This window comes from Devosia yakushimensis (genome assembly GCF_030159855.1).
In the GTDB taxonomy this organism is placed as follows: Bacteria; Pseudomonadota; Alphaproteobacteria; order Rhizobiales; family Devosiaceae; genus Devosia; species Devosia yakushimensis.
Window position 1 is genome coordinate 997,539 of the sequence record NZ_BSNG01000001.1, and the last position, 20,816, is coordinate 1,018,354.

Below are 20,816 nucleotides of genomic sequence, written 5' to 3' on the forward strand. Positions count from 1 at the left end.
AATGACCGGCGCCGAAGTTCTCGACATCGCGACTGATGGCATCTGGACGTTGATTATCGTTTCGGCGCCGATGATGCTGGTCGGCCTGTTGGTCGGTGTCGTGATTGCCCTGTTCCAGGCGCTGACGCAGATTCAGGAACAAACCCTGGTCTTCGTGCCCAAGATCATCGCCATCTTCATCACCATGCTGATCGCGCTGCCGTTCCTGGGCGCGACCATGGGCGGCTATATGAACCGGGTGATCGACATGATCATCGTGGGCGGCTGATGATCAGCATCGGGCTCGATTGGCTGCCCAATACGGCCTTTCTCTATCTGCTGATGTTCTGCCGCATCGGGGCCATCCTGATGCTGATGCCGGCGCTGGGTGAGACGATGATCCCAGTGCGGATGCGCCTGTCCTTCGCGCTGGCCTTCACGCTCGTCGTCTATCCGCTGCTGGCACCCAACCTGCCGGCCATGCCCGTCGATTTCATTGATATTGTCGGCCTGATCTTCCACGAACTGGCCATCGGCATCATGTTGGGCGCCATTGCGCGCATCACTGTCATGGCAACGCAGGTGGCGGGCGCCGTCATCGCGTTTCAATCGGGTCTCAGCGCGGCAATGGCGGCCGACCCCACCCAGGTTGGCGTGCAGGGCGCGGTGTTCGGCAGCTTCCTCTCCTTTCTCGGCATGACGCTGATTTTTGCCACGGACCTGCATCATGTCGCGCTGGCGGCGACCTATGACAGCTATGTGGTCTTCGGCGTCGCCGATCCGCTGATGTTCGACGATGCGGCGCAACTGGCGCTGCGCACTGTCGCCAGCGCCTTTTCCATCGGCATCCAGATGTCGGCGCCCTTCATCGTGTTCGGCCTAGTGTTCAACCTCGGCGCGGGCATACTGGCCCGCCTGATGCCGGCGCTGCAGGTTTTCTTCCTGCTGATGCCGGCCAATGTGATGGTCGGCCTCATCCTCTTTGCGCTGCTGCTGACCATGATGATGGGCTGGTACATTACCGGCTTTGAGAACCACCTGGCGATGTGGAGGGGCTGAGAATGTGCCCAGCCGGCCATTGCCAGGAGTCGAGAAGGGTGGTTCGCGAGAACCGGCGCGCAGCGTACGTTTGCGTACGTGAGCACCGGAAGCGGAGCGAACTGCGCTTCGCAGGCCGTGGCAATGGCTGGATGGGGGCATTCTAGATGTCAGACGAAGCCCCCGAACAGGCCAGTAAGACTGAGGACCCCTCCCAGAAGAAGCTGGAGGACGCCCATAAGAAGGGCGATGTCGCCAAGAGCCAGGAGGTGACCACCTGGTTCATGCTGCTCGGTTCGGCCGCCATCTTCGCGATGATGGCGCCATCGACCAGCGCGAGCCTGATGGAATCGCTCAAGGTGGTGATGACCAATGCCGATCAGTTCGAGCTGGGCGGCTCGGGCTTTGCGGTTTTCTTCAACGGATTGGCGCTGGCGCTGCTCGGCACGATCTTCGTGCCGCTGGTGATCCTCACCTTCTGCGCTGTTACCGCCAATCTCATCCAGCACCGGCCGTTGATCTCGACCGAGCCGATCACACCGAAACTCTCCAAAATTTCGCCGCTGGCCGGTTTCAAGCGCCTGTTTTCGACCGAATCCCTGGTCAATTTCGGCAAGGGACTGCTCAAGATCGGCGTCATGGGCACGGTGCTGTTCTTCGTGGTCTGGCCCGAGCGCGACCGGCTCGACACGATGATGACGGCCGATCCATTGATCATTCTCGCCGATTTCCAGGAGATCGGCCTCAAGATTTTCGCCGCCACGCTGGCGGTGCTGACCGTCATTGCGCTGGCCGATTATCTCTATGTCCGCCAGAAATGGTGGAAGCGGCAGATGATGACCGTTCAGGAAACCCGCGACGAATACAAGCAGATGGAAGGCGATCCCAAGGTCAAGGGCCGCATCCGCCAGCTCCGGCATGATCGCGCCCGCAAGCGCATGATGGCGGCCGTGCCCGACGCCACCGTCGTTATCACTAACCCGACCCACTTTGCCGTGGCGCTCAAATACGATCGCTCCATGGGCGCGCCGCAATGCGTGGCCAAAGGGGCGGATGCGGTGGCGTTCCGCATCCGCGAAGTGGCCAAGGAAAACGACGTGCCGATCGTGGAAAATCCCCCGCTGGCCCGGGCGCTCTTTGCCAGTGTCGAGATCGATGACGTCATTCCGGGCGAACACTTCAAGGCCGTTGCCGAAGTCATCGGCTTCGTCATGCGCCTCAAGAAGTCAGGTGGCTGGAGGGCGGGGTAGGGGCTCCGGTCAGGGCGCGCCCATCGCCCTCCACCCCAGCCCCCTCATGGGGGGAGGGAGGCCCAAATCTGTCGACCTTACCCATCTTATCCCCACCCCCTCCACTTGCGCTTACACTCCCCTCATCACCCCGCCAGAGCGCGGTCATGACGAGTGAATGGGCTGGGTGACAGTCGGGGATTGGAGGTCGCTCCAATCGTGTGGGGGGAACGGGTACAACGCTTGAAACAATAGTGTGCCCACCCGTCCTTGCGAAAAGACCCGGCGCGATGGCGAGACCGACGTTTCACCATTACTACCAAATCCCACGAGGCGCCGGTCTCGCCATCGCCGCTCAACCACAGGAACAATTTGTCCCATGTGGCGCTTTTTCACGGCCATGTTTATAACTTTGTTCACCCTCCCAACGGCCCGGCCCATTTGCTAGACCTGTGTCAGGCCCTGATTCGCCCCGACTCAACGTCATCCCGGAGCACAACGACCCATGGCATCGACGCCGCTCGGCGAGGACACCTATCCCGATCCACTATTGGCCTCCGAGCGCAGCAGCGCGGGGCTGTGGCGTGTCGTGGCCTTGGGCGTGGTGCTGGTGGCGCTGGCCGTGGCCTTCTCCTTTTTCAGCGACCGCATTCCCATGGATCTGGTGATGACTTTTGTCGGCGTGCTGGCCGTGGTCGGGGTCTTCTGCCTCTTCGGGCTGGCTGCGGGCCTGTTTCGCTTTGCCGGCAATGAGGAGCGACGCACGATTTCCCGCGCCGTTATCGACAGCCTGCCATTCGGCGCCGTGGTCTCGGATCGGGACGGCAAGATTTCCTACGTCAACGCGCATTACGGCAGCTTCAGCGGTGCGCTGAACAATGGCCTTCCGGTGGGCGTCTCCCGCCTCTTTGCTGGCCAGTCCGATGCCAGCGAGGCCATCTATCGCTTGTCCCGCGCTGCCAAGGATGGCCGTAGTGCCGTCGAGGATATCCGTCTGGTTGGCGGGCTGGGCGGATCGCAGGCCGAGAGTGCCCGCCCGTTCTGGTATCGCGTCGCCGTGCGGCCCTTGCCCGAAAGCGACGAGGCAAAAAAGCCGCTGGTCATCTGGTCGGTCGAGGACATTACCCGTGACCGCGACAATAATGAGAGCGCCTTCCGCGACCTGCAGCGCGCCATCGACTATCTCGATCATTCTCCGGCCGGCTTCTTCTCTGCCGACGCGCATGGCCGCATCCAATATCTCAATTCGACGCTGACCGACTGGCTGGGCTATGACCTGGCCGAGTTCAATGCGGGGCATCTTGGCCTCTCCGATATCGTCCGCGGCGATGGGGCGACCCTGTTGATGCGCGGCCGCGGCGACGGCGAGATTTCGACCGAGGTCATCGATATCGACTTGGTCCGCCGCAATGGCACGAGCCTGCCGGTGCGCCTGTTGCATCGCGCAGCCCGCATGGCCGATGGTGAATTGGGCGAAACGCGGACGCTGGTGCTCGACATGTCGAGCGCCCCCGATACCGAGGAAGAGCTGCGCGCGGCCGAAGTGCGGTTCTCGCGCTTCTTCAACGACACGCCCTTTGCCATTGCCACGCTCGATGGCGAGGGCCGCATCATCCGCACCAATGCGCCGTTCGGGCGCATTTTCCGTTGGTCGGGCGAGGAAAAAAGCCTTGAAATGCAGCCGCTGAGCGAGCTGATCGGGGAGGGGAGCCGCGACAAGTTTGCCCGCGCCATTGGCGATGCCACCGCCAATCGCTCGGAAGTCGAGCCAGTCGATGCCCTGCTCAATGCCGAGGGCGATCATGCCGTCCGGCTCTACCTTTCGGCTTCCGAGCTCAGCGAAGGCTCGGCCGAGCAGGTCAATGTCTATGCGCTCGACATGACCGACCAGCGCAAGCTCGAGGCCCAGTTTGCCCAAAGCCAGAAAATGCAGGCTGTGGGCCAGCTCGCCGGTGGTGTGGCGCATGATTTCAACAATCTGCTGACCGCCATTATTGGCTTCTCCGATCTGCTGCTGCTCAAGCACAAGCCGGGCGATCCCTCGTTCAGCGAGCTGATGCAGATCAAGCAGAATGCCAATCGCGCGGCCGGGCTCACCCGGCAGTTGCTGGCCTTCTCGCGTCGGCAGACCCTGCGGCCGCAAGTGCTGGAGCTGCCGCTGATCGTTGACGATCTTACCGTGCTGCTCAAGCGCATGATCGGCGAGAAGAATACACTGACCGTCGAGCATGGCCGCAACATCTGGCCGGTGCGCGCGGACGTCGTGCAGCTCGAACAGGTCATCATCAACCTGGTGGTCAATGCGCGCGACGCCATGCCCAATGGCGGCTCGATCACCATCCGCACTGGCAATGTCGAGCGGGCAGAAGCCGAGCGCATGACTTTCGCGGGCATGGTCCCGGCCGATTTCGTGCTTATCGATGTGCAGGATACGGGCACTGGCATGAGCCCGGAAGTCATCGCCAAGATTTTCGAGCCCTTCTTCACGACCAAGGAATTGGGCAAGGGGACGGGCCTCGGACTCTCGACCGTGTATGGCATCGTCAAGCAGACCGAGGGTTATATCTATCCGGTTTCGACCGTTGGCGTCGGTACGACGTTCAAGATTTTCCTGCCGCGCCATGTGCCAGCCGAGAACGAAATTGCCGGCAAGGCCGCCGCCGCTGCCCCAGCGCGCGATCTCACCGGCCAGGAACGCATTCTTCTGGTGGAAGACGAAGAGAGCGTGCGCGCCTTCTCGGCCCGCGCCCTGCGCGCTACCGGCTATGAGGTATTCGAGGCCGATGGCGGCGAAGAAGCGCTCGAAGTGCTTGAGGACATTGATTACAAGATCGACCTGATGATTTCCGATGTCGTGATGCCGGAAATGGACGGGCCGACACTGCTCAAGCATGTGCGCGGGGAAATGCCTGATCTCAAGGTTATTTTCGTGTCCGGCTATGCGGAGGAAAGCGTGCGCCGGGACATCGAGGACGACCAGAGCGTGGATTTCCTGCCCAAGCCCTATTCGCTCGATCAGATCAATTCCAAGGTCAAGGAAGTGCTGCAGCGGCTGGGCAAGGGCGAGGTCAATTGAACGAGATGGGGCGCTTCGGCGCCGCCGAGCTCAATGTACTGGGCGAGCCGCTGCAGCCCTGTTCCAGCGATCCGCTGACCGGCTTCTTCCGCACCGGTTATTGTGCGGCCGGGCCGGATGGCGCGGCGGTGCATCTGGTGTGCATCCAGGCGACGGAAGAGTTCCTGGAATTTTCCGCTTCGGTCGGCAACGATCTTTCCACGCCGCATCCGGAATTCTCGTTTCCCGGCCTGAGCGGCGGCGACCATTGGTGCCTCGTCGCCGGCCGCTGGGCGCAAGCCCACGCCGCCGGCAAGGCGCCCAAAGTGTTCCTGCGCTCAACCAATCAAGCCGTGCTCGGACTTATCCCCCTCGAGGTGCTCAAGAGGTATGCTCTGGATTTGAACTAGGGCGGGGAATGACACCGTGGGGGAAGCAAAAATAGAGCTAGCGCTTCCGCTCCACCAATAGCGCATCCAGGTTCTTGAAACTCATCTCCATGCCATCGGCCATGCCCGTTGCCGCAATCTGGTCCCGCAGGGCCTTGGACGCGTATGTCAGCCGGTTGATCACTGTCGTTCCCTCAGGCTTTTCCTCGAAATCGACCAGCGACTGCGACATGCCGCCGGTGTCGGGCTGATCAAAGCCTTCCTCGCTTCGGATATGTTCCGGCATAGTGATGGTGTGGATCACGCCAGACATGGCCAGGCGCTCATCGCCCTTATGCCATTCGTAGCGATAGCGTCCGCCGGCTCGCGCCTCGAAAACACAGACCGGCATGGTCCAGCCCGGCGGGCCGGTCAGCCAGCGCTTGATCAGTGGCGGCTGCGTATAGCAGGCAAACACCAGATCGCGCGGCGCGGCGAAGTCGCGCTCGGTGAGGATTTCGGTATCGCTGGGCGTGGATATGCGCAGTGGTCCGCCAAATGCCATCTCGTCCTCCCTAAGCATCGGACCGAAAAGTGCGAAGCGGCTTTCGGTCGAATCCGATGCGACAACAATAAGATAGAGCGCACGATCCGATTCCAGCGGATCGTCCTGCGCTCTACGCTTTGCCTGCCATGGCCTCCAGCCGCTTGAGTTCATCAAGCAGGTCATCGAGCCGCTCAAATTGGGCTTCCCAATATTTGCGATATTCGATCAGCCATCCGGTGGCCTCGGCTAGTGGCTGTGCCTCCAGCTTGCATGGCCGCCGCTGCGCGTCGCGCCCGCGCGAAATCAGCCCCGCATTTTCCAATACCTTGAGATGCTTGGAAATGGCCGGCTGGCTCATGGCGAAGGGCTCGGCAAGTTCCATCACCGAGGCTTCGCCTTGTGCCAGCCGCGCCAGAATAGCGCGCCGTGTCGGGTCGGACAGAGCCTGGAAAGTGGCGTCAAGACTGGCAGGCGTCGGCATGAATGACCTATTTTGGTTATAAAACCTATTGGTTATTCAATGCTTGTTCGCTCTCCGCGTCAAGCCGTTCCGCCGGGAATGGGCGTTCCGGGGGCCAGCAATCCCTGGTTGGCCAGTTCCGTCCAAAGCGCGTCGGGGATTTTGGCGTCCCACCATTTGAGGATGCCGTCGAGTTCTTCCGGCGATTTCGGCCCCGGCAGCACGTTGCATACGGCGGGATGAGTCAGGGGAAACTGCAGCGCGGCGGCGGGCAGGGCTACACCGAAATCCTGGCAGACGGTTTCGAGTGCTTTGACGCGATCAACAATGGCCTGCGGTGCCTTGGCATAATTGAAGATGGCGCCGCCCACCAGAATGCCCGAATTGAACGGGCCGCCAATGACCACGGAAGCACCGCGCTCGATGCAGGTGCTCATGAAGGGATTGAGCGAAGTCTGCTCCAGGAGCGTATAGCGCCCGGCAAGCAGGAACACGTCCCAATCGCCCAGGGCGAAGGCGTCCATCAGCACCTGCCATTCATTGACGCCCAGCCCGATCGCCTTGATCTCGCCACTGTCGCGCAATTGCCGCAGCGCCTTGTATCCACCGCTTTCGAGCTGTTTCCACAAGGGCTTGTTGCCCTCTACGCCATGGGTGGCAGTGCCGATGTCGTGGACATAAAGAATATCGGCGCCATTCATGCCCAGCCGCTGCAGGCTGTCCTCGTAGGAGCGCATGATGCCGTCATAGGAATAGTCATAGACCTGCTCGAAGGGCAGGGGATTGACCCAATTATGCGGCTCGCTCCATTCCTTCACGGGCTTGAGGCGCCGCCCTACCTTGGTCGAGAGCACGGTGCCGGCGCGCCGCTCGCGCAGGACGTCGCCGACGAGATGCTCGGAGCGGCCATAACCATATTGGGGCGCCGTATCGACGTAATTTATCCCCATGTCGAGGCCGTGGCTTATGGTCGCTCGGGCCTGGTCGGCCGGCACATTGGTAAAAATGCCGGCCAGGGACGCGCAGCCAAGGCCCAGTGTGGTGATTTCCAGACCGGTTTTGCCGATCTGGCGCGTCTCGAATGTGCGTGCCGCCATAGTCTCCTCCCAGATGGGAGGATAACTGACATGTTAGTTGGCCGCCGTAAAGACGCTGCGATTGGTCCTAGTAGACGTTGCCGATGATTACCGGGTGTTCGGTTTCGATGCGGATCGGGTTGCGCAGGGCGGCGCCGAACTGGGCTTCCTCGATCTCGAAAATGTCGTCGGGCCTGGTCGAAATGCCATCGGCGAAGCTCAGCGTTGCCGTGCCGAAACAATGCACATGGATATCGCCGGGATTGCGGAACAGCTCATATTTGAAGTGGTGATATTCCAGATTGGCGATGGTGTGGCTCATATTATCCTCGCCGCTGAGGAATGGCTTTTCCCAGATCACCTGGCCATCGCGCCAGATGCGTGATTTGCCCTCGATATGGGCCGGCAGATCGCCCAGCCGCAATTCCGGTCCGAACGAGCAGGCGCGCAGCTTGGAATGCGCCAGATAGAGATAGTTGACCCGTTCGGTCACATGGTCGGAGAATTCGTTGGCCAGGGCAAAGCCCAGTCGCCGGGGCTGGCCATTGTGGTCGATGAGATAAATGCCGGCGATTTCAGGTTCTTCCCCAGCGTCCAGGGCGAAGCTGGGCGAGGGGATGGGGTGGCCGGGATTGACGACGGTATAGCCGTTGCCCTTGTAGAACCATTCCGGCTGCACGCCTTTGCTGCCATCGGCGGGCTTGCCGCCCTCCAGCCCCATGCGGAACATTTTCATGGAATCGGTCAGGTTGTCCTCGGTCTTGGTGCCGTTGGACTTGTGCATGGCATCGCGCGTCGCGGCGGACCCCAGATGCGTGAGGCCGGTGCCGGTGACATAAAGATGGGCCGGGTCGGGATGGTCGATCGGCGCCAGAAGCCGGCCTTCGGCCAACAGGGCTGCCTTATCGACAGTTTCGCCCAATCCCTGCTGCGCAATCAGCGCGCCCATGCCCGATTGGGCGGCGATTGCCGCCTGGGCCAGACCGTAGACGCTGCTGGCGCCATTGACCTGGCGGGTCACCTCGCCCTGGACGGCGCCGACGGCGCGCTCGCCGTTGAGATCGAAATATTGGATCAGATTCATTTGTGTCCTCCCGCGGAGAGGCCCGGCGGGCCAAACTGGCAGGCATAGAACGCAAGAGGGGCACACTAGGCAAGCCCAAAAATCATACTAATGAAATCTCGCGCCACCATAGACCCTGCTTTGGATTGTGCGAGGTCGCTGGCGTCTCTATATCGGGGGCAGCGCCAGGGCGGCGCCGGGGATGACTTTGCCATGCTGGACAGCGTCGAAAGCGCACTCGCGGCGATTGCCGCAGGCGAACTCGTGGTTGTGGTGGACGACACCGACCGGGAGAATGAGGGCGACCTGATCATGGCGGCCGGCAAGGCGACGCCCGAAAAGATCGCCTTCATGATCCGCCATACCAGCGGCATTATCTGTGTGCCGATGACAACGGCCCGCGCGGCCGAGCTCAATCTCGATCCCATGGTCGCCAATAATATCGATCCGTTCCGCACGGCTTTTACCGTGACGGTCGATTACCGGGTCGGCATGACCACGGGTATTTCCGCCGCTGAACGAACCGCCACCATAAGGGCGCTGGCCGGGGGCAATGCTCATGCTGGCGACTTCATCCGCCCGGGTCACATCTTCCCGCTGCTGGCCCGGGAGGGCGGCGTGCTGGCCCGTTCCGGCCATACTGAAGCCGGTATCGATCTCTCGCGCATGGCTGGCCTTGAGCCGGCCGGCGTGCTGGCCGAAGTGGTCAATGACGATGGCACTGTCAAGCGTCTGCCCGAACTGATCGCCTTTGCCCAGGAGCACGGCCTCAAGATCATCTCGATCGAGGATTTGATTTCCTATCGCCTGGCACAGGAGAAATTCCTGTCGCGCCAGGCCGTGGTTCCCACCATGGTCAGCGGCTTGCCGGCGGTTGCCTATGCCTATCAGACCCCGTTCGATCCGGTGCAGCAAGTGGCGCTGGTGCTGGGCGATGTCGAGGGCAAGAGCAATGTGCCTTGCCGCATCGTCCGGGAACAGCCGCTGCGCGATCTGCTGGCGCGCGCGGCCGGCGAGGCCGATCCCATTGAGCGTGCTGTTGCGGAGATCGTCGCGCGGGGCGGCACCGGCATCGTTCTGTTGCTGCGCGGCGCTTCCGCCGGGGATCGCGAAGAGGATAGCCGTCGCTCCCCGACACAGGACGGGCAGGGCGGCGAGCATCATGGCAGCGCGGTCAAGCGCATGAAGGGCTGGCGCGAGATTGGCGTGGGCTCGCAGATGCTGCGCGATCTCGGTGTCCAATCCATCGCCCTGATGACGACTTCGGGGCGCCAATATGTCGGTCTGGGCGGCTTTGGGCTCGAGATCGGCGAAACGATTCTGCTCTCCTGACCCCTTCAGGTGCCTTTCTTATTTTGTTCCGGTTCCCCACTTGACACTTTGGAAACAAAATGAGAACAAATAGGGCACATTAAATGGACAGCGACCTGCGGTGCCAACGCGTTGCGCGGCCCCCCAGAGCGTGAAATAAGGAGAGAACTATGGCTGGCTCGCCGCTTCGCGTTGTTGAGGGTGGAACTATGGATAAGGACAAGGCACTTGCCGCAGCGCTCGGCCAGATCGAGCGCAGCTTCGGCAAGGGCTCGATCATGCGGCTGGGCGAGGCTGCATCGATCGAAGTGGAGGCCATCTCCACCGGATCGCTCGGCCTCGACATCGCCTTGGGCATTGGCGGCCTGCCGAAGGGCCGAATCGTCGAGATTTTCGGGCCCGAAAGCTCGGGTAAGACCACGCTGGCCCTGCATGTCATTGCCGAGGCGCAGCGCGCCGGTGGCATTTGTGCTTTCGTCGACGCGGAACATGCGCTCGATCCGATCTATGCCCGCAAGCTCGGGGTCAATGTCGATGACCTGTTGATTTCCCAGCCCGATGCCGGCGAGCAGGCGCTCGAAATCACCGATACGCTGGTGCGCTCCGGCGCCATCGACGTGCTGGTTGTCGACTCGGTGGCTGCGCTGACGCCGCGTGCCGAACTCGAAGGCGAAATGGGGGACGCGCTGCCTGGTCTACAGGCTCGCCTGATGAGCCAGGCCATGCGCAAGCTGACCTCCTCGATCTCCAAGTCGAAGTGCCTGGTCATCTTCATCAACCAGATTCGCATGAAGATCGGCGTGATGTATGGCTCGCCCGAAACTACGACGGGCGGTAATGCGCTCAAATTCTATGCTTCGGTTCGTCTCGATATCCGCCGTATCGGCGCGATCAAGGATCGCGAAGAGATCGTGGGCAACCAGACCCGCGTGAAGGTGGTCAAGAACAAGCTGGCTCCGCCGTTCCGCCAGGTGGAATTCGACATCATGTATGGCGAAGGCATTTCCAAGACTGGCGAATTGATCGACCTTGGCGTCAAGTCGGGCATTGTCGAGAAGTCCGGCGCCTGGTTCTCCTGGGATAGCCAGCGCCTGGGGCAGGGCCGTGAGAATGCGCGGCAGTTCCTCAAGGACAATCCCGAGGCAGCGGCAACGATCGAGCGCGGTGTGCGTGAAAGTTCCGGCCTGCTTGGTGAAGTTCTGCTGGTGTCCGGCGGGGACGATGATGGTGCGGATAGCGACGAATAGATCGTCCTTTCCCATGCCGGTTTTGTGGAGGTGGCGCGCAAGCGCTGCCTCCTTTCTTTTGGCGCCATTGGCATCGCGGCCAATGACAAATGCCCTCTTGCTGCCGCAATGCTGGACAGAGGCGCAAACCGCGCGATAGAAAGCCCCCCGACCTTCTGCGGCGCATGGCGCCATTCCGATGAAAGCCTGTTGATGACCAGCGTAAACGATCTCCGCTCGAGTTTTGTCGATTACTTCGCCCGCAATGGTCATGAGGCCGTGGCATCGGGCCCGCTGGTGCCGCGCAACGATCCGACATTGATGTTCACCAATGCCGGCATGGTGCAGTTCAAGAACGTTTTTACCGGCGTTGAAAAGCGGCCCTATTCGACCGCGACCTCCGCGCAGAAATGTGTGCGCGCCGGCGGCAAGCACAATGATCTGGACAATGTCGGCTTTACCGCACGGCATCACACCTTTTTCGAGATGCTCGGCAATTTCTCGTTTGGCGATTATTTCAAGGATCGCGCGATCGAGCTGGCCTGGAATCTGCTGACCAAGGATTGGGGCTTGCCCAAGGACAAGCTCATGGTCACCGTCTATCAGGACGATGACGAGGCCATGGAACTCTGGAAGAAGATTGCCGGCCTGTCCGAGGATCGCATCGTGCGGCTCGGTGCAAAGTCCAATTTCTGGCAGATGGGCGATACCGGTCCCTGCGGTCCATGTTCGGAAATCTTCTACGACCATGGCGATCACATCTGGGGCGGCCCTCCGGGCTCGCCGGAGGAAGATGGCGATCGCTGGATCGAAATCTGGAATCTCGTCTTCATGCAGTTCGAGCAGCATGCCGACGGGTCGCGCACCGGCCTGCCGCGCCCCTCGATCGATACCGGCATGGGCCTTGAGCGCGTGGCTGCCGTCATGCAGGGCGTGCACGACAATTACGATATCGACCTGTTCAAGGCGCTGATCAGTGCCGCTGCCTCGGCAACCGGCGCCGATGTCAATGGCGAAGGCAATCGCAGCCTGCGCGTCATTGCCGATCACCTGCGCTCGATGTCCTTCCTGATCGCCGAAGGCGTGCTGCCTTCCAATGAAGGGCGCGGTTATGTGCTGCGCCGCATCATGCGCCGCGCCATGCGCCACGCCACCCTTCTGGGCGCGAGCGAGCCGGTGATCCACAAGCTGGTACCGACCCTTGTGCGCGAGATGGGCCAGGCCTATCCCGAGCTCAGCCGTGGGGAAGCAATGATCACCGAGACGGTCAAGCTTGAGGAAGGCCGCTTCCTCAAGACGCTTGGCCGCGGCCTGCAGATCCTGGCTGACGAGAGCAAGGACCTGGCCGAGGGGCAGGTGCTGAGCGGTTCGACCGCCTTCAAGCTCTATGACACCTATGGTTTCCCGCTTGATCTGACCGAAGATGCCCTGCGCTCGCGCGGCATCAGTGTCGATCAGGCCGGCTTTGATGCCGCCATGGCCCAGCAGAAGGCCGAGGCACGCAAGAGCTGGTCCGGTTCGGGGGAAGCGGCAACCGATACCGTCTGGTATGGGCTGGCCGACAAGCTCGGCCCCACCGAGTTCCTGGGCTACGAAACCGAAATTGCCGAAGGCGAGATCAAGGCGCTGGTCAAGGACGGCGTCGAGGTTTCCTCGCTGACCGCCGGCGATGAGGGCTTTGTCGTTCTCAATCAGACGCCCTTCTATGGCGAAAGCGGCGGCCAGGTCGGCGATAGCGGTGTGCTCAAAGGCGAGGGCGTCTCGGCCGATGTTGCCGATACGCAGAAATTCCACGGCGTTTTTGCTCATAAGGTCAAGGTTGCCAGCGGTACCCTGAAGCTCGGCCAGCCCGTGGAATTGCTGGTCGATCACGAGCGGCGGTCCTCGATCCGTGCCAATCATTCGGCCACGCACCTGCTGCATGAAGCGCTTCGCATTGTCCTGGGCGACCATGTCGCGCAAAAGGGCTCCATGGTTTCGCCCGACCGGCTGCGTTTCGATTTCGTGCATACCAAGCCTGTGACCGAGCAGGAAATGGCCGAGGTCGAGGATATCGCCAATGCCATCGTGCTCCAGAACGCACCGGTCGAGACGCGCCTGATGGGCGTGGAAGAAGCCAAGGAATCGGGTGCGCGCGCTCTGTTCGGCGAGAAATATGGCGATGAAGTTCGCGTCGTTGCCATGGGCGAGCCCACCGGCAATGGCCTGGGCTGGTCGGTGGAACTTTGCGGCGGTACCCATGTACGCCGCACCGGCGATATTGGGCTTGTCTCCATCGTCGCCGAGAGCGCGGTGGGTGCGGGCGTGCGCCGTATCGAGGCATTGACCGGCAAGGCAGCGCGGCATCGGGGCAATACCAATGTCGCCATCGTCAATGCGGCAGCCGGCCTGCTGCGCTCGGGCAGCCATGAAGTGCTCGACCGTATCGGAGCCCTGCAGGAGAACCTCAAGAAGATCGAGCGCGAGCTGACCGATGCCCGCAAGAAGCTGGCTCTGGGTGGCGGCGCCTCCGGACCGGCCGCTGCGGCAGACGAGACGATCAATGGCGTCATCTATGTTGGCCGTACGGTCGAGGGCATTGCCGCCAAGGACGTGAAGGGCCTGGTCGATACCGAGAAGAAGCGCATCGGCTCGGGCGTCGTTACCGTCGTGCTCAAGGGTGAGGACGGCAAGGGTACCGTGGCTGTCGGTGTGACGCAGGACCTCACCGCCCGCTATGCCGCAGGCGAGCTGATCAAGTTGGCGACACTGGCTCTGGGCGGGCAGGGCGGCGGCGGCCGGCCCGACATGGCGCAGGGCGGCGGACCCGATGGCTCCAAGGCTGCCGAGGCCATCGCTGCCGTCAGGGCAGCACTCTAAGCGAAAGCATCAGACCCCGCCGCGCGGCGGGGTCTGTCGCTAAAGCCCGGTCCGATAAAAGAAGAGCCGGGGCTTCCAGACGATCTTCATCTTCTCGCTCAGCACATTGGCCAATCCGGCCGATAGCACGATGACGAGGCCGACAATGGCCACCCAATCGGGGTATTCTCCAAAGAATGCCGCGCCGAATACGATGGCCCAGATCAACTGGCTATATTGCACCGGCGCCACCAGATTGGCGGGCGAGCGCTTGGCCGCGGAAATGAGCAGCAGGCCGCCCGTGCCGCCCAACAGGCCAATTCCGAGGAATACGGCCAATTGCTCAAGCGATGGCACCACGAAGACCGGGAGCATCAGCAGGCCATTGAACAGGCCTGAATAGAGCACCTGAATGCCCACCAGGCTTACCCTTCTTTCCCGTGGCGCGACGTGCCGGAGAATGATCGTGGTTATGCCGCCGAAAAAGACGCTGCAGAAGATGGCCAGATGCCCCAGCTGCAGCTCGCGGACGCCGGGGCGGATGACCAGCACGACGCCGAGAAAGCTGATGAGCAGCAAGAGCCAGCGATGCGGCGCCACATGTTCCTTGAGCACCAGCACGCCCAATATGGTCACCACCACCGGCGTCAGGAAGCCCACGGCATAGACGTCGGCAAAAGGGATATGGGTAAAGGCATACATGACGCAGGCCGTGCCCAGGATCGCCGTGGCGCAACGCAAATGCACGAGCCAGGGATGCTTGAGCTTATAAATATCGCGCCATCTTTCGCCGCGCTTGGTCAGCATGGCGGGGATGATCGAGAAGCTGGTGGTGAAGAAGGCGATCTCAAAGACCGACATGGCGGGGCCGGTCGCCTTGATCAGGGCATCGGCCATTGAAAAACTGGCATAGGCCAAAAAGGCCAGAATGACGCCGACCGGCATCGCAACATCCAAAATATGAGGAAGACTCGGGAAAGCGGTCTACCATACAAACCAGGACAGGCGCCGTCGACGGTGCTGGCCGGGCATCTGCGCTATATTTCCGGCCCTTGTACTTCGGTGATGTTGGTTTTGGGGCCGGGCCGGGCGCGGTATTCGGCAAAGCGGCCGGCGATGCGCGCCCGCGCACCATCGATGAAGACATTGACCAGCCCGGATAGGATGACGACAGCCAGGCCGATATAGGCAATCCAGTCGGGGTGCTCGGCATAGAAATAGGCGCCGAGCGCGATGGCCCAGATGATCTGGACATATTGCACCGGGGCGACCTGGCTGGCCGGCGCATTGCGGGTCGCGGCGATAAGCAGGATGTGCCCCATGCCGATAAAGCTGCCACTGACGAGCAGCAGGGCAAATTGCTGCCAATTCGGTATAACGAAGGTTGGCGCCATCAGCACAGCATTGGCCACCAGCAGATAGAGCGCGGGCAGGGCGATGAGGCTGACGCGCTTTTCGTCGCTGGCAACCACGCGCAATACCGTGGTGGTCGTGGCGCCAAAAAAGGCGCAACCCAATGCCGCCAGGTGCCCCAGTTCCAATTCGCGAAAGCCAGGCCGCACCACAAGCATGACGCCGATGAAGCCGGCCAGCAGCATGGCCCAGCGGACGGCATGAACGCGCTCCTTCAGCAGCAATACGGACATGGCCGTGATGAAGAGCGGCATGAGAAAGACCAGCGAATAGGTCTCGGCGAAGGGGATGGTGACGAAGGCAAAGGTCACAAGGGTGGAGGAGGCGACACCGCTAAAGGATCGCAGATGGACCAGCGCCGGGTGCCGGAGTTTGAAACTGTCGCGCCAGCGTTCGCCTTTCGGTTTGACGAAGAGCGCAGGGATCAGGGAAAACAGGGCGATGAAAAAGCCGATCTCGAAAACGCTGAGCGTCTGGCCGAAGCCCTTGATGATCGCATCGCCGCAGGAATAGATCGAATAGGCGGCAACCGCGTAAAGCACGCCGATCGGCATGGCACATCCAAAAAAACAGAGACGCCGGGAATAGTTGGAGACTAGAGGGCCCCGGCGCTTCCGTCGATGGGCGAATGTGTCGCTGCAATATTATCGGCCGCGCCACAACGGCCCGATGGTTTCGATTTTGTTGGTCCAGATATAGCCGGAGAATTGCTCGGGCACTTGCGCCAGCAGTTCGGGCGTGTCGATGCCGGCTGTGCCGGGATCGCCCGAGCTATAGGGGCCGAGCAGGATGATCTGGCTGCCTTGTGCCGCCATGCGGTCGACAAAGAGATTGGGCCAGCCCCAGAGGAAGGGCGCGGCATTGATGGGCACCATGATCGTGGTGTTGCGGCAGGCTTGGGGCACAAAGCCCGTCCAGCCCAGCGCCGCATAGTGCAGCAGGCAATCGACCAGGCCGCGACGCGACCAGATATGGAGCCCCCCGATCAGGTCCTCGGCGCGAAAGGTGGGCTCGTCGCCGCCATAGGCGCCCCAGATGGCGCTGCGCATATCGGGGTACTGCACCAGAAGATCGGCCAGCATATCGCCGTCGCGCGCCTCACGGCTCTTGAAATTGACGAGGAAAAGCTTGTCGGGCATCGCCGACAATACTTCCTTGAGTTCTGGCATCAGCCCCACCCCCTTGCCGCGCAAAGGGAAGGTGGCGCCGCGATCGGCGGTGTAGCCATAGCCGATATCGAGCGTTTTGAGATAGGCCATGTCGTGGCTGCGGGTTTCGCCGGTGCCTTCGGTGCGGCAATCGACGGTCCAGTCATGCAACACGGCAAATTGGCCGTCCGTAGTGGGGTGCACATCGAGTTCGACGATATCGGCGCCGGCGGCAAAGGCCGCCTGCATGGAGGGAATCGTATTCTCGATGAATTCATGGGTCGGGGCGTCCATGCGCTCGGCGGTGCAGGTGTCGTTGTCCAGGTCCTGCCGGTCATAGGTCTGGTGGATGCCGCGATGGGCGATCAGGGCCACTTGCGGGTCGGTTGGTGGAGCGACGCGCCAGCTGGCGTTGAACAGATAAATCCCGGTGGCAGCCACCAAGGCCGCCAGCAGGATGCGCAGCGTCCAACGCTTCATGATTCCCCCCCCAGATCGCTGCGACAGCTGTCGGGAGGAAATCAGGTTGAAATGAGGCCGGCGCGGTCTTTGAGTTTTGTCTGAATGCGGCCGCGCCGCGCCACGCGATCAGTCCTCGAGCGAAACGTCGCCGCCGCTCGATGAATCGATATCGGTCTGAGCCGGATTGCCGCGGACCTCGATATTGCCGCCGCTCGAAGCGTCTGCCTTGAGGCTCTGGGTGGCGTGCACGTCGATATCGGCGCCGCTCGACGCCTGGGCGGTGGCAGTGGCGCAAACCAGGCCGTCGGCATCGATGCTCGAGCCGCTCGATGCGCCAGCGTCAATACTGTTGCAGGTTCCGGAGAGGTCGACGCTGGAGCCGCTCGAGGCATCGACCTCCACAGCGCCCAGCGTTGCAGAGACCAGTCTGATATCGGAGCCGCTTGAGGCTTCGATCTCAAGATTTTCCGCACTCAGATTGCCGGCGCGAACATCGGCGCCCGAGCTGGCGGAAATGCCGGTGATGGCGGGCAGGGTGATGTTGACACTTATGGCATTGCCATTGGCCAGCAGCATGCCGACCAGGCCACCACTGACGATGAAATCCAGGAAACTCTGGTCGAAGTGCGCGCTTAGGACGCCGCCCGATACAGTGGGCCGCAGATTATCGAGGGCGTCGGGGCTGTTGGAGTCTGCCACAACGGCGAATGTGTCGCCGATGGTCACGATCGCGTCTATGCCCGTGGCGATATCGATCTTGTCGAAATCCTTCAGCTCGAAGCTGCGACTTTCGGCATGGGCCGCTCCGGCGAGCGTCAGTCCAATGGTGGTGGCAAAGGCCAGAGTGGCAATCGTCCGCATTTATCCATCTCCCTGTTGGATGCTCCGCATATGGTGGTTCGCGGCGCTCGCTCAAGAGATCGTGAAAATATAGTTGGAAGATGACAAGGCCTTGCTGGGTAAGCAAAGGCCGGAGCAATGCTCCGGCCTTCCGCGTCTTAGAACGATGCCTTGGCGCTGAAGCTGAAGGCCAGGACGCTGCCGGTGTCCCAGGTTTCCCCCAGTGCATTGGTCCCCGACTCGATCATCGAATAGGACACGCCGCCGGACAGCTCGAAATTTTCGCTCGGCTTGTAGGCGGCACCCAGATTTGCGCCCCAGCGGTCGGATTGTGTGCCGTTGGCCAGCACCCCGGCGCCGTTTTCGCGTGAAGTGCCCCGGTCCCAGGTGAGGCCGGCGAGAACCGTCAGGTCCTCGGTCAGCTGGTGGCCAACGCCGGCCGATACGGTCCAGCCGTCTTCGTAATTGAGCACCGTGGTCAAGGTGGGGCCGGGCGTGGTCACGGTCAGCGCATCGACCGCCGACCAGTCCACCCATTTGATCCCGCCCAGCACCAACCAGCCAGGGGCGATGCCGCTCTGCGCCTTGACCTCAAAGGTCTGGGGCGTGGTGACGCTCGCTGCCGCAGGCAGGCCTGCGCTAAATGTGCCGGAAAGATCGTAGTCGATGGCGGCGTTGTAGATGGCGCTGACGCGCAGGGCGATTTCGGGCACTTCATAGGCCGCGCCGATGCGCCAGCCAAAGCCGTTCCCGTCCAGCTCGACCGGGAGCGTTCCCAGGGTCGGGCCGGGCAGCAGGGCCGGAACCAGGGCTTCATAATCAAGGCTTTGCGCCGAGACGCCGCCGATGATGCTGAGGCTGCCCGGGCCGACAGCAAAGCCATAGGCGCAAGTCAGGCCAAGATCGTTGGATGTGATGCGTTCGCGGACCGACTGGCCGGTGGCCGCGGCATAGGGCAGGAGACGGTCCGTGCCCGAACCCCATGGGTTTTGCGCCGAAACCAGGCAGGAGGCGTTGTCGATCAGATCGGCCTTGGCGGCGAAGTTGTAATAGGTGCGGTTGGACGATGTAGCGACCGTGCCCAGACCCGGCGCGGCAAGACTGGTAATGTCATGGTCGATGATAACGCGCGTTACGGTACCCTTGCCGACATAGGTGCCCGGATCGAACAGCAGGTCCCAGTTATAGCCATTGGCTTCCAATCCCCCGGCATGGGCCGCGCCGATGGTCGCCGGGGCAATCACTGCTGACAGCGCGATGCTGCGAATAAGGCTGCGTAGCATGTGGAATCCTCCCAGATTCACGAAGCGGCGTATTTTCGCCGCGCCGCACCGAGCCGTTTGCCGGCCAAGTTGACGTTAACGTCTAGGTGATCTTGTTTGCGGCAAGCCGTCAATCGGCGCCTGTGCTGCATTAAGACTAAAATGTGTCATTGGCGCAGGGGTGCAACACTGTTGCCGGAACGGCACAAGCAAAGGGCCGGAGCAATGCTCCGGCCCTTCCATATTTCCCGGCTTGTAGCGCCAGCGCTTACGCCATGGCCTTCTGCAGGTTCTGGTCGATCGCATCGAGGAAACCCAGGGTCGAGAGCCAGGGCTGATCGGGGCCAACGAGCAGGCTGAGGTCCTTGGTCATCTTGCCTTCTTCGATCGTGTCGACGGTGACCTTTTCCAGCGTCAGCGCGAACTTGGCCAGCGCCTCGTTGTCGTCGAGTTTGGCGCGGTGGGCGAGACCGCGGGTCCAGGCAAAGATCGAAGCCGTCGAATTGGTCGAGGTTTCCTTGCCCTGCTGGTGCTGGCGGTAGTGACGGGTCACCGTGCCATGAGCGGCTTCGGCTTCCACGATCTTGCCATCGGGCGTGGCCAGAACCGAGGTCATCAGGCCCAGCGAGCCGAAGCCCTGCGCCACGATGTCGGACTGCACGTCGCCGTCATAGTTCTTGCAGGCCCAGACGTAGCCGCCGCTCCACTTGAGAGCCGAGGCGACCATGTCGTCGATCAGGCGGTGCTCGTACCAGATCTTCTTGGCTTCGAACTGTTCCTTGAACTCGGCCTCGTAGATCTCCTGGAAGATATCCTTGAAGCGGCCGTCATAGGCCTTGAGGATGGTGTTCTTGGTGGACAGATACACCGGCACGCCGCGGGCGAGGCCGTAATTGAAGCTCGAATAGGCGAAATCGCGGATCGAGTCGTCGAGGTTGTACATTGCCATGGCAACGCCGGCGCCCGGAGCCTGATAGACCTCGTGCTCGATGACCTTGCCGTCTTCGCCGGTGAACTTGATCGAGAGCGTGCCCTTGCCGGGGAAGAGGAAATCGGTGGCGCGGTACTGATCGCCAAAGGCATGGCGGCCCACGATGATCGGCTGGGTCCAGCCGGGCACTAGGCGCGGCACGTTCTTGCAGATGATGGGCTCGCGGAAGATCACGCCGCCCAGAATGTTGCGGATGGTACCGTTGGGCGACTTCCACATCTTCTTGAGCTTGAATTCTTCGACGCGCTGCTCATCGGGGGTGATGGTGGCGCATTTGATGCCGACGCCGTGCTTCTGGATGGCATGGGCGGCATCGACCGTGATCTGGTCGTTGGTCGCGTCGCGGCTCTCGACCGAAAGATCGTAATACTCGATGGGCAGGTCAAGATAGGGATGGATGAGCTTGTCCTTGATCGCCTGCCAGATGATGCGGGTCATTTCATCGCCGTCGAGATCGACGACCGGGTTAGCGACTTTGATCTTGCTCATAGAGTACTCCCTCAGTGCTGT

At 61.7% G+C, this 20,816-nt stretch carries 18 protein-coding genes; 8 read left to right on the forward strand and 10 right to left on the reverse strand.

The genetic code is table 11. The annotated features are described in order from the left end of the window. Position 1 precedes the first annotated feature (1 nt). From fliQ to QQL79_RS04800, 5 genes are all read left to right on the forward strand, one after another. Positions 2–268 (forward strand): flagellar biosynthesis protein FliQ, encoded by a 267-nt coding sequence (gene fliQ, locus QQL79_RS04780; RefSeq protein ID WP_284388438.1) that lies wholly within the window; start codon positions 2–4, stop codon positions 266–268. Beyond that, positions 268–1,038, forward strand: coding sequence for a flagellar biosynthetic protein FliR (gene fliR / locus QQL79_RS04785; protein WP_284388440.1), 771 nt, complete (start codon positions 268–270; stop codon positions 1,036–1,038). Before fliQ ends, fliR begins: the two co-directional genes overlap by 1 nt. Before the next feature lie 146 nt (positions 1,039–1,184). Further along, a complete protein-coding gene (gene flhB / locus QQL79_RS04790) occupies positions 1,185–2,267 on the forward strand; it encodes a flagellar biosynthesis protein FlhB (RefSeq protein ID WP_284388443.1) in 1,083 nt (360 codons plus the stop codon). A gap of 484 nt (positions 2,268–2,751) precedes the next feature. Then, positions 2,752–5,322, forward strand: coding sequence for a cell cycle histidine kinase CckA (gene cckA / locus QQL79_RS04795; RefSeq protein WP_284388445.1), 2,571 nt, complete (start codon positions 2,752–2,754; stop codon positions 5,320–5,322). Between the two features lie 5 nt (positions 5,323–5,327). Further along, positions 5,328–5,711 (forward strand): DUF2237 family protein, encoded by a 384-nt coding sequence (locus QQL79_RS04800; RefSeq protein WP_284392817.1) that lies wholly within the window; start codon positions 5,328–5,330, stop codon positions 5,709–5,711. Positions 5,712–5,748: 37 nt separating this feature from the next. Here QQL79_RS04800 and QQL79_RS04805 read toward each other — a convergent pair whose 3' ends face one another. From QQL79_RS04805 to araD1, 4 genes are all read right to left on the reverse strand, one after another. Then, on the reverse strand, positions 5,749–6,234 hold the full coding sequence (locus QQL79_RS04805) for an SRPBCC domain-containing protein (protein WP_284388447.1): 486 nt from the start codon (positions 6,232–6,234) through the stop codon (positions 5,749–5,751). Between the two features lie 112 nt (positions 6,235–6,346). Beyond that, positions 6,347–6,697: an ArsR/SmtB family transcription factor gene (locus QQL79_RS04810; RefSeq protein WP_284388449.1), complete on the reverse strand. Its 351-nt coding sequence runs from the start codon at positions 6,695–6,697 to the stop codon at positions 6,347–6,349. 59 nt (positions 6,698–6,756) lie between these two features. Then, on the reverse strand, positions 6,757–7,773 hold the full coding sequence (locus QQL79_RS04815) for an aldo/keto reductase (RefSeq protein ID WP_284388451.1): 1,017 nt from the start codon (positions 7,771–7,773) through the stop codon (positions 6,757–6,759). A 67-nt stretch (positions 7,774–7,840) separates the two neighbouring features. After that, positions 7,841–8,836, reverse strand: a complete 996-nt coding sequence (araD1, locus tag QQL79_RS04820) for an AraD1 family protein (RefSeq protein ID WP_284388453.1) — start codon at positions 8,834–8,836, stop codon at positions 7,841–7,843. A gap of 192 nt (positions 8,837–9,028) precedes the next feature. Between araD1 and ribB the strand changes: the two genes are divergently transcribed. The 3 genes from ribB (at position 9,029) to alaS (ending at position 14,211) form a co-directional block, all read left to right on the forward strand. Next, positions 9,029–10,147 (forward strand): 3,4-dihydroxy-2-butanone-4-phosphate synthase, encoded by a 1,119-nt coding sequence (gene ribB, locus QQL79_RS04825; RefSeq protein WP_284388456.1) that lies wholly within the window; start codon positions 9,029–9,031, stop codon positions 10,145–10,147. Between the two features lie 149 nt (positions 10,148–10,296). Then, positions 10,297–11,373: a recombinase RecA gene (gene recA, locus QQL79_RS04830; protein ID WP_284388457.1), complete on the forward strand. Its 1,077-nt coding sequence runs from the start codon at positions 10,297–10,299 to the stop codon at positions 11,371–11,373. A 192-nt stretch (positions 11,374–11,565) separates the two neighbouring features. Then, the gene (gene alaS, locus QQL79_RS04835; protein ID WP_284388460.1) at positions 11,566–14,211 is read left to right on the forward strand and encodes an alanine--tRNA ligase; all 2,646 of its coding nucleotides are present in this window, start codon (positions 11,566–11,568) and stop codon (positions 14,209–14,211) included. 39 nt (positions 14,212–14,250) lie between these two features. On the opposite strand, the gene QQL79_RS04840 is transcribed toward alaS, so the two are convergent. The 6 genes from QQL79_RS04840 to QQL79_RS04865 all read right to left on the reverse strand — a co-directional run bounded on the left by QQL79_RS04840 (position 14,251) and on the right by QQL79_RS04865 (position 20,795). Continuing rightward, complete coding sequence (locus QQL79_RS04840) at positions 14,251–15,135, reverse strand: DMT family transporter (protein WP_284388463.1); 885 nt, start codon at positions 15,133–15,135, stop codon at positions 14,251–14,253. A 92-nt stretch (positions 15,136–15,227) separates the two neighbouring features. Beyond that, positions 15,228–16,157 (reverse strand): DMT family transporter, encoded by a 930-nt coding sequence (locus QQL79_RS04845; protein ID WP_284388465.1) that lies wholly within the window; start codon positions 16,155–16,157, stop codon positions 15,228–15,230. Positions 16,158–16,247: 90 nt separating this feature from the next. Beyond that, the gene (locus QQL79_RS04850) at positions 16,248–17,231 is read right to left on the reverse strand and encodes a glycerophosphodiester phosphodiesterase family protein (RefSeq protein ID WP_284388467.1); all 984 of its coding nucleotides are present in this window, start codon (positions 17,229–17,231) and stop codon (positions 16,248–16,250) included. Positions 17,232–17,339: 108 nt separating this feature from the next. Then, positions 17,340–18,074: a head GIN domain-containing protein gene (locus QQL79_RS04855; protein WP_284388469.1), complete on the reverse strand. Its 735-nt coding sequence runs from the start codon at positions 18,072–18,074 to the stop codon at positions 17,340–17,342. Between the two features lie 137 nt (positions 18,075–18,211). Then, positions 18,212–19,336, reverse strand: coding sequence for an OmpP1/FadL family transporter (locus tag QQL79_RS04860; protein WP_284388473.1), 1,125 nt, complete (start codon positions 19,334–19,336; stop codon positions 18,212–18,214). Between the two features lie 247 nt (positions 19,337–19,583). Then, positions 19,584–20,795 carry an NADP-dependent isocitrate dehydrogenase gene (locus tag QQL79_RS04865; RefSeq protein WP_035098930.1) on the reverse strand — a complete coding sequence of 404 codons (1,212 nt, stop codon included), beginning with the start codon at positions 20,793–20,795 and terminating at the stop codon, positions 19,584–19,586. Positions 20,796–20,816 lie beyond the last annotated feature (21 nt).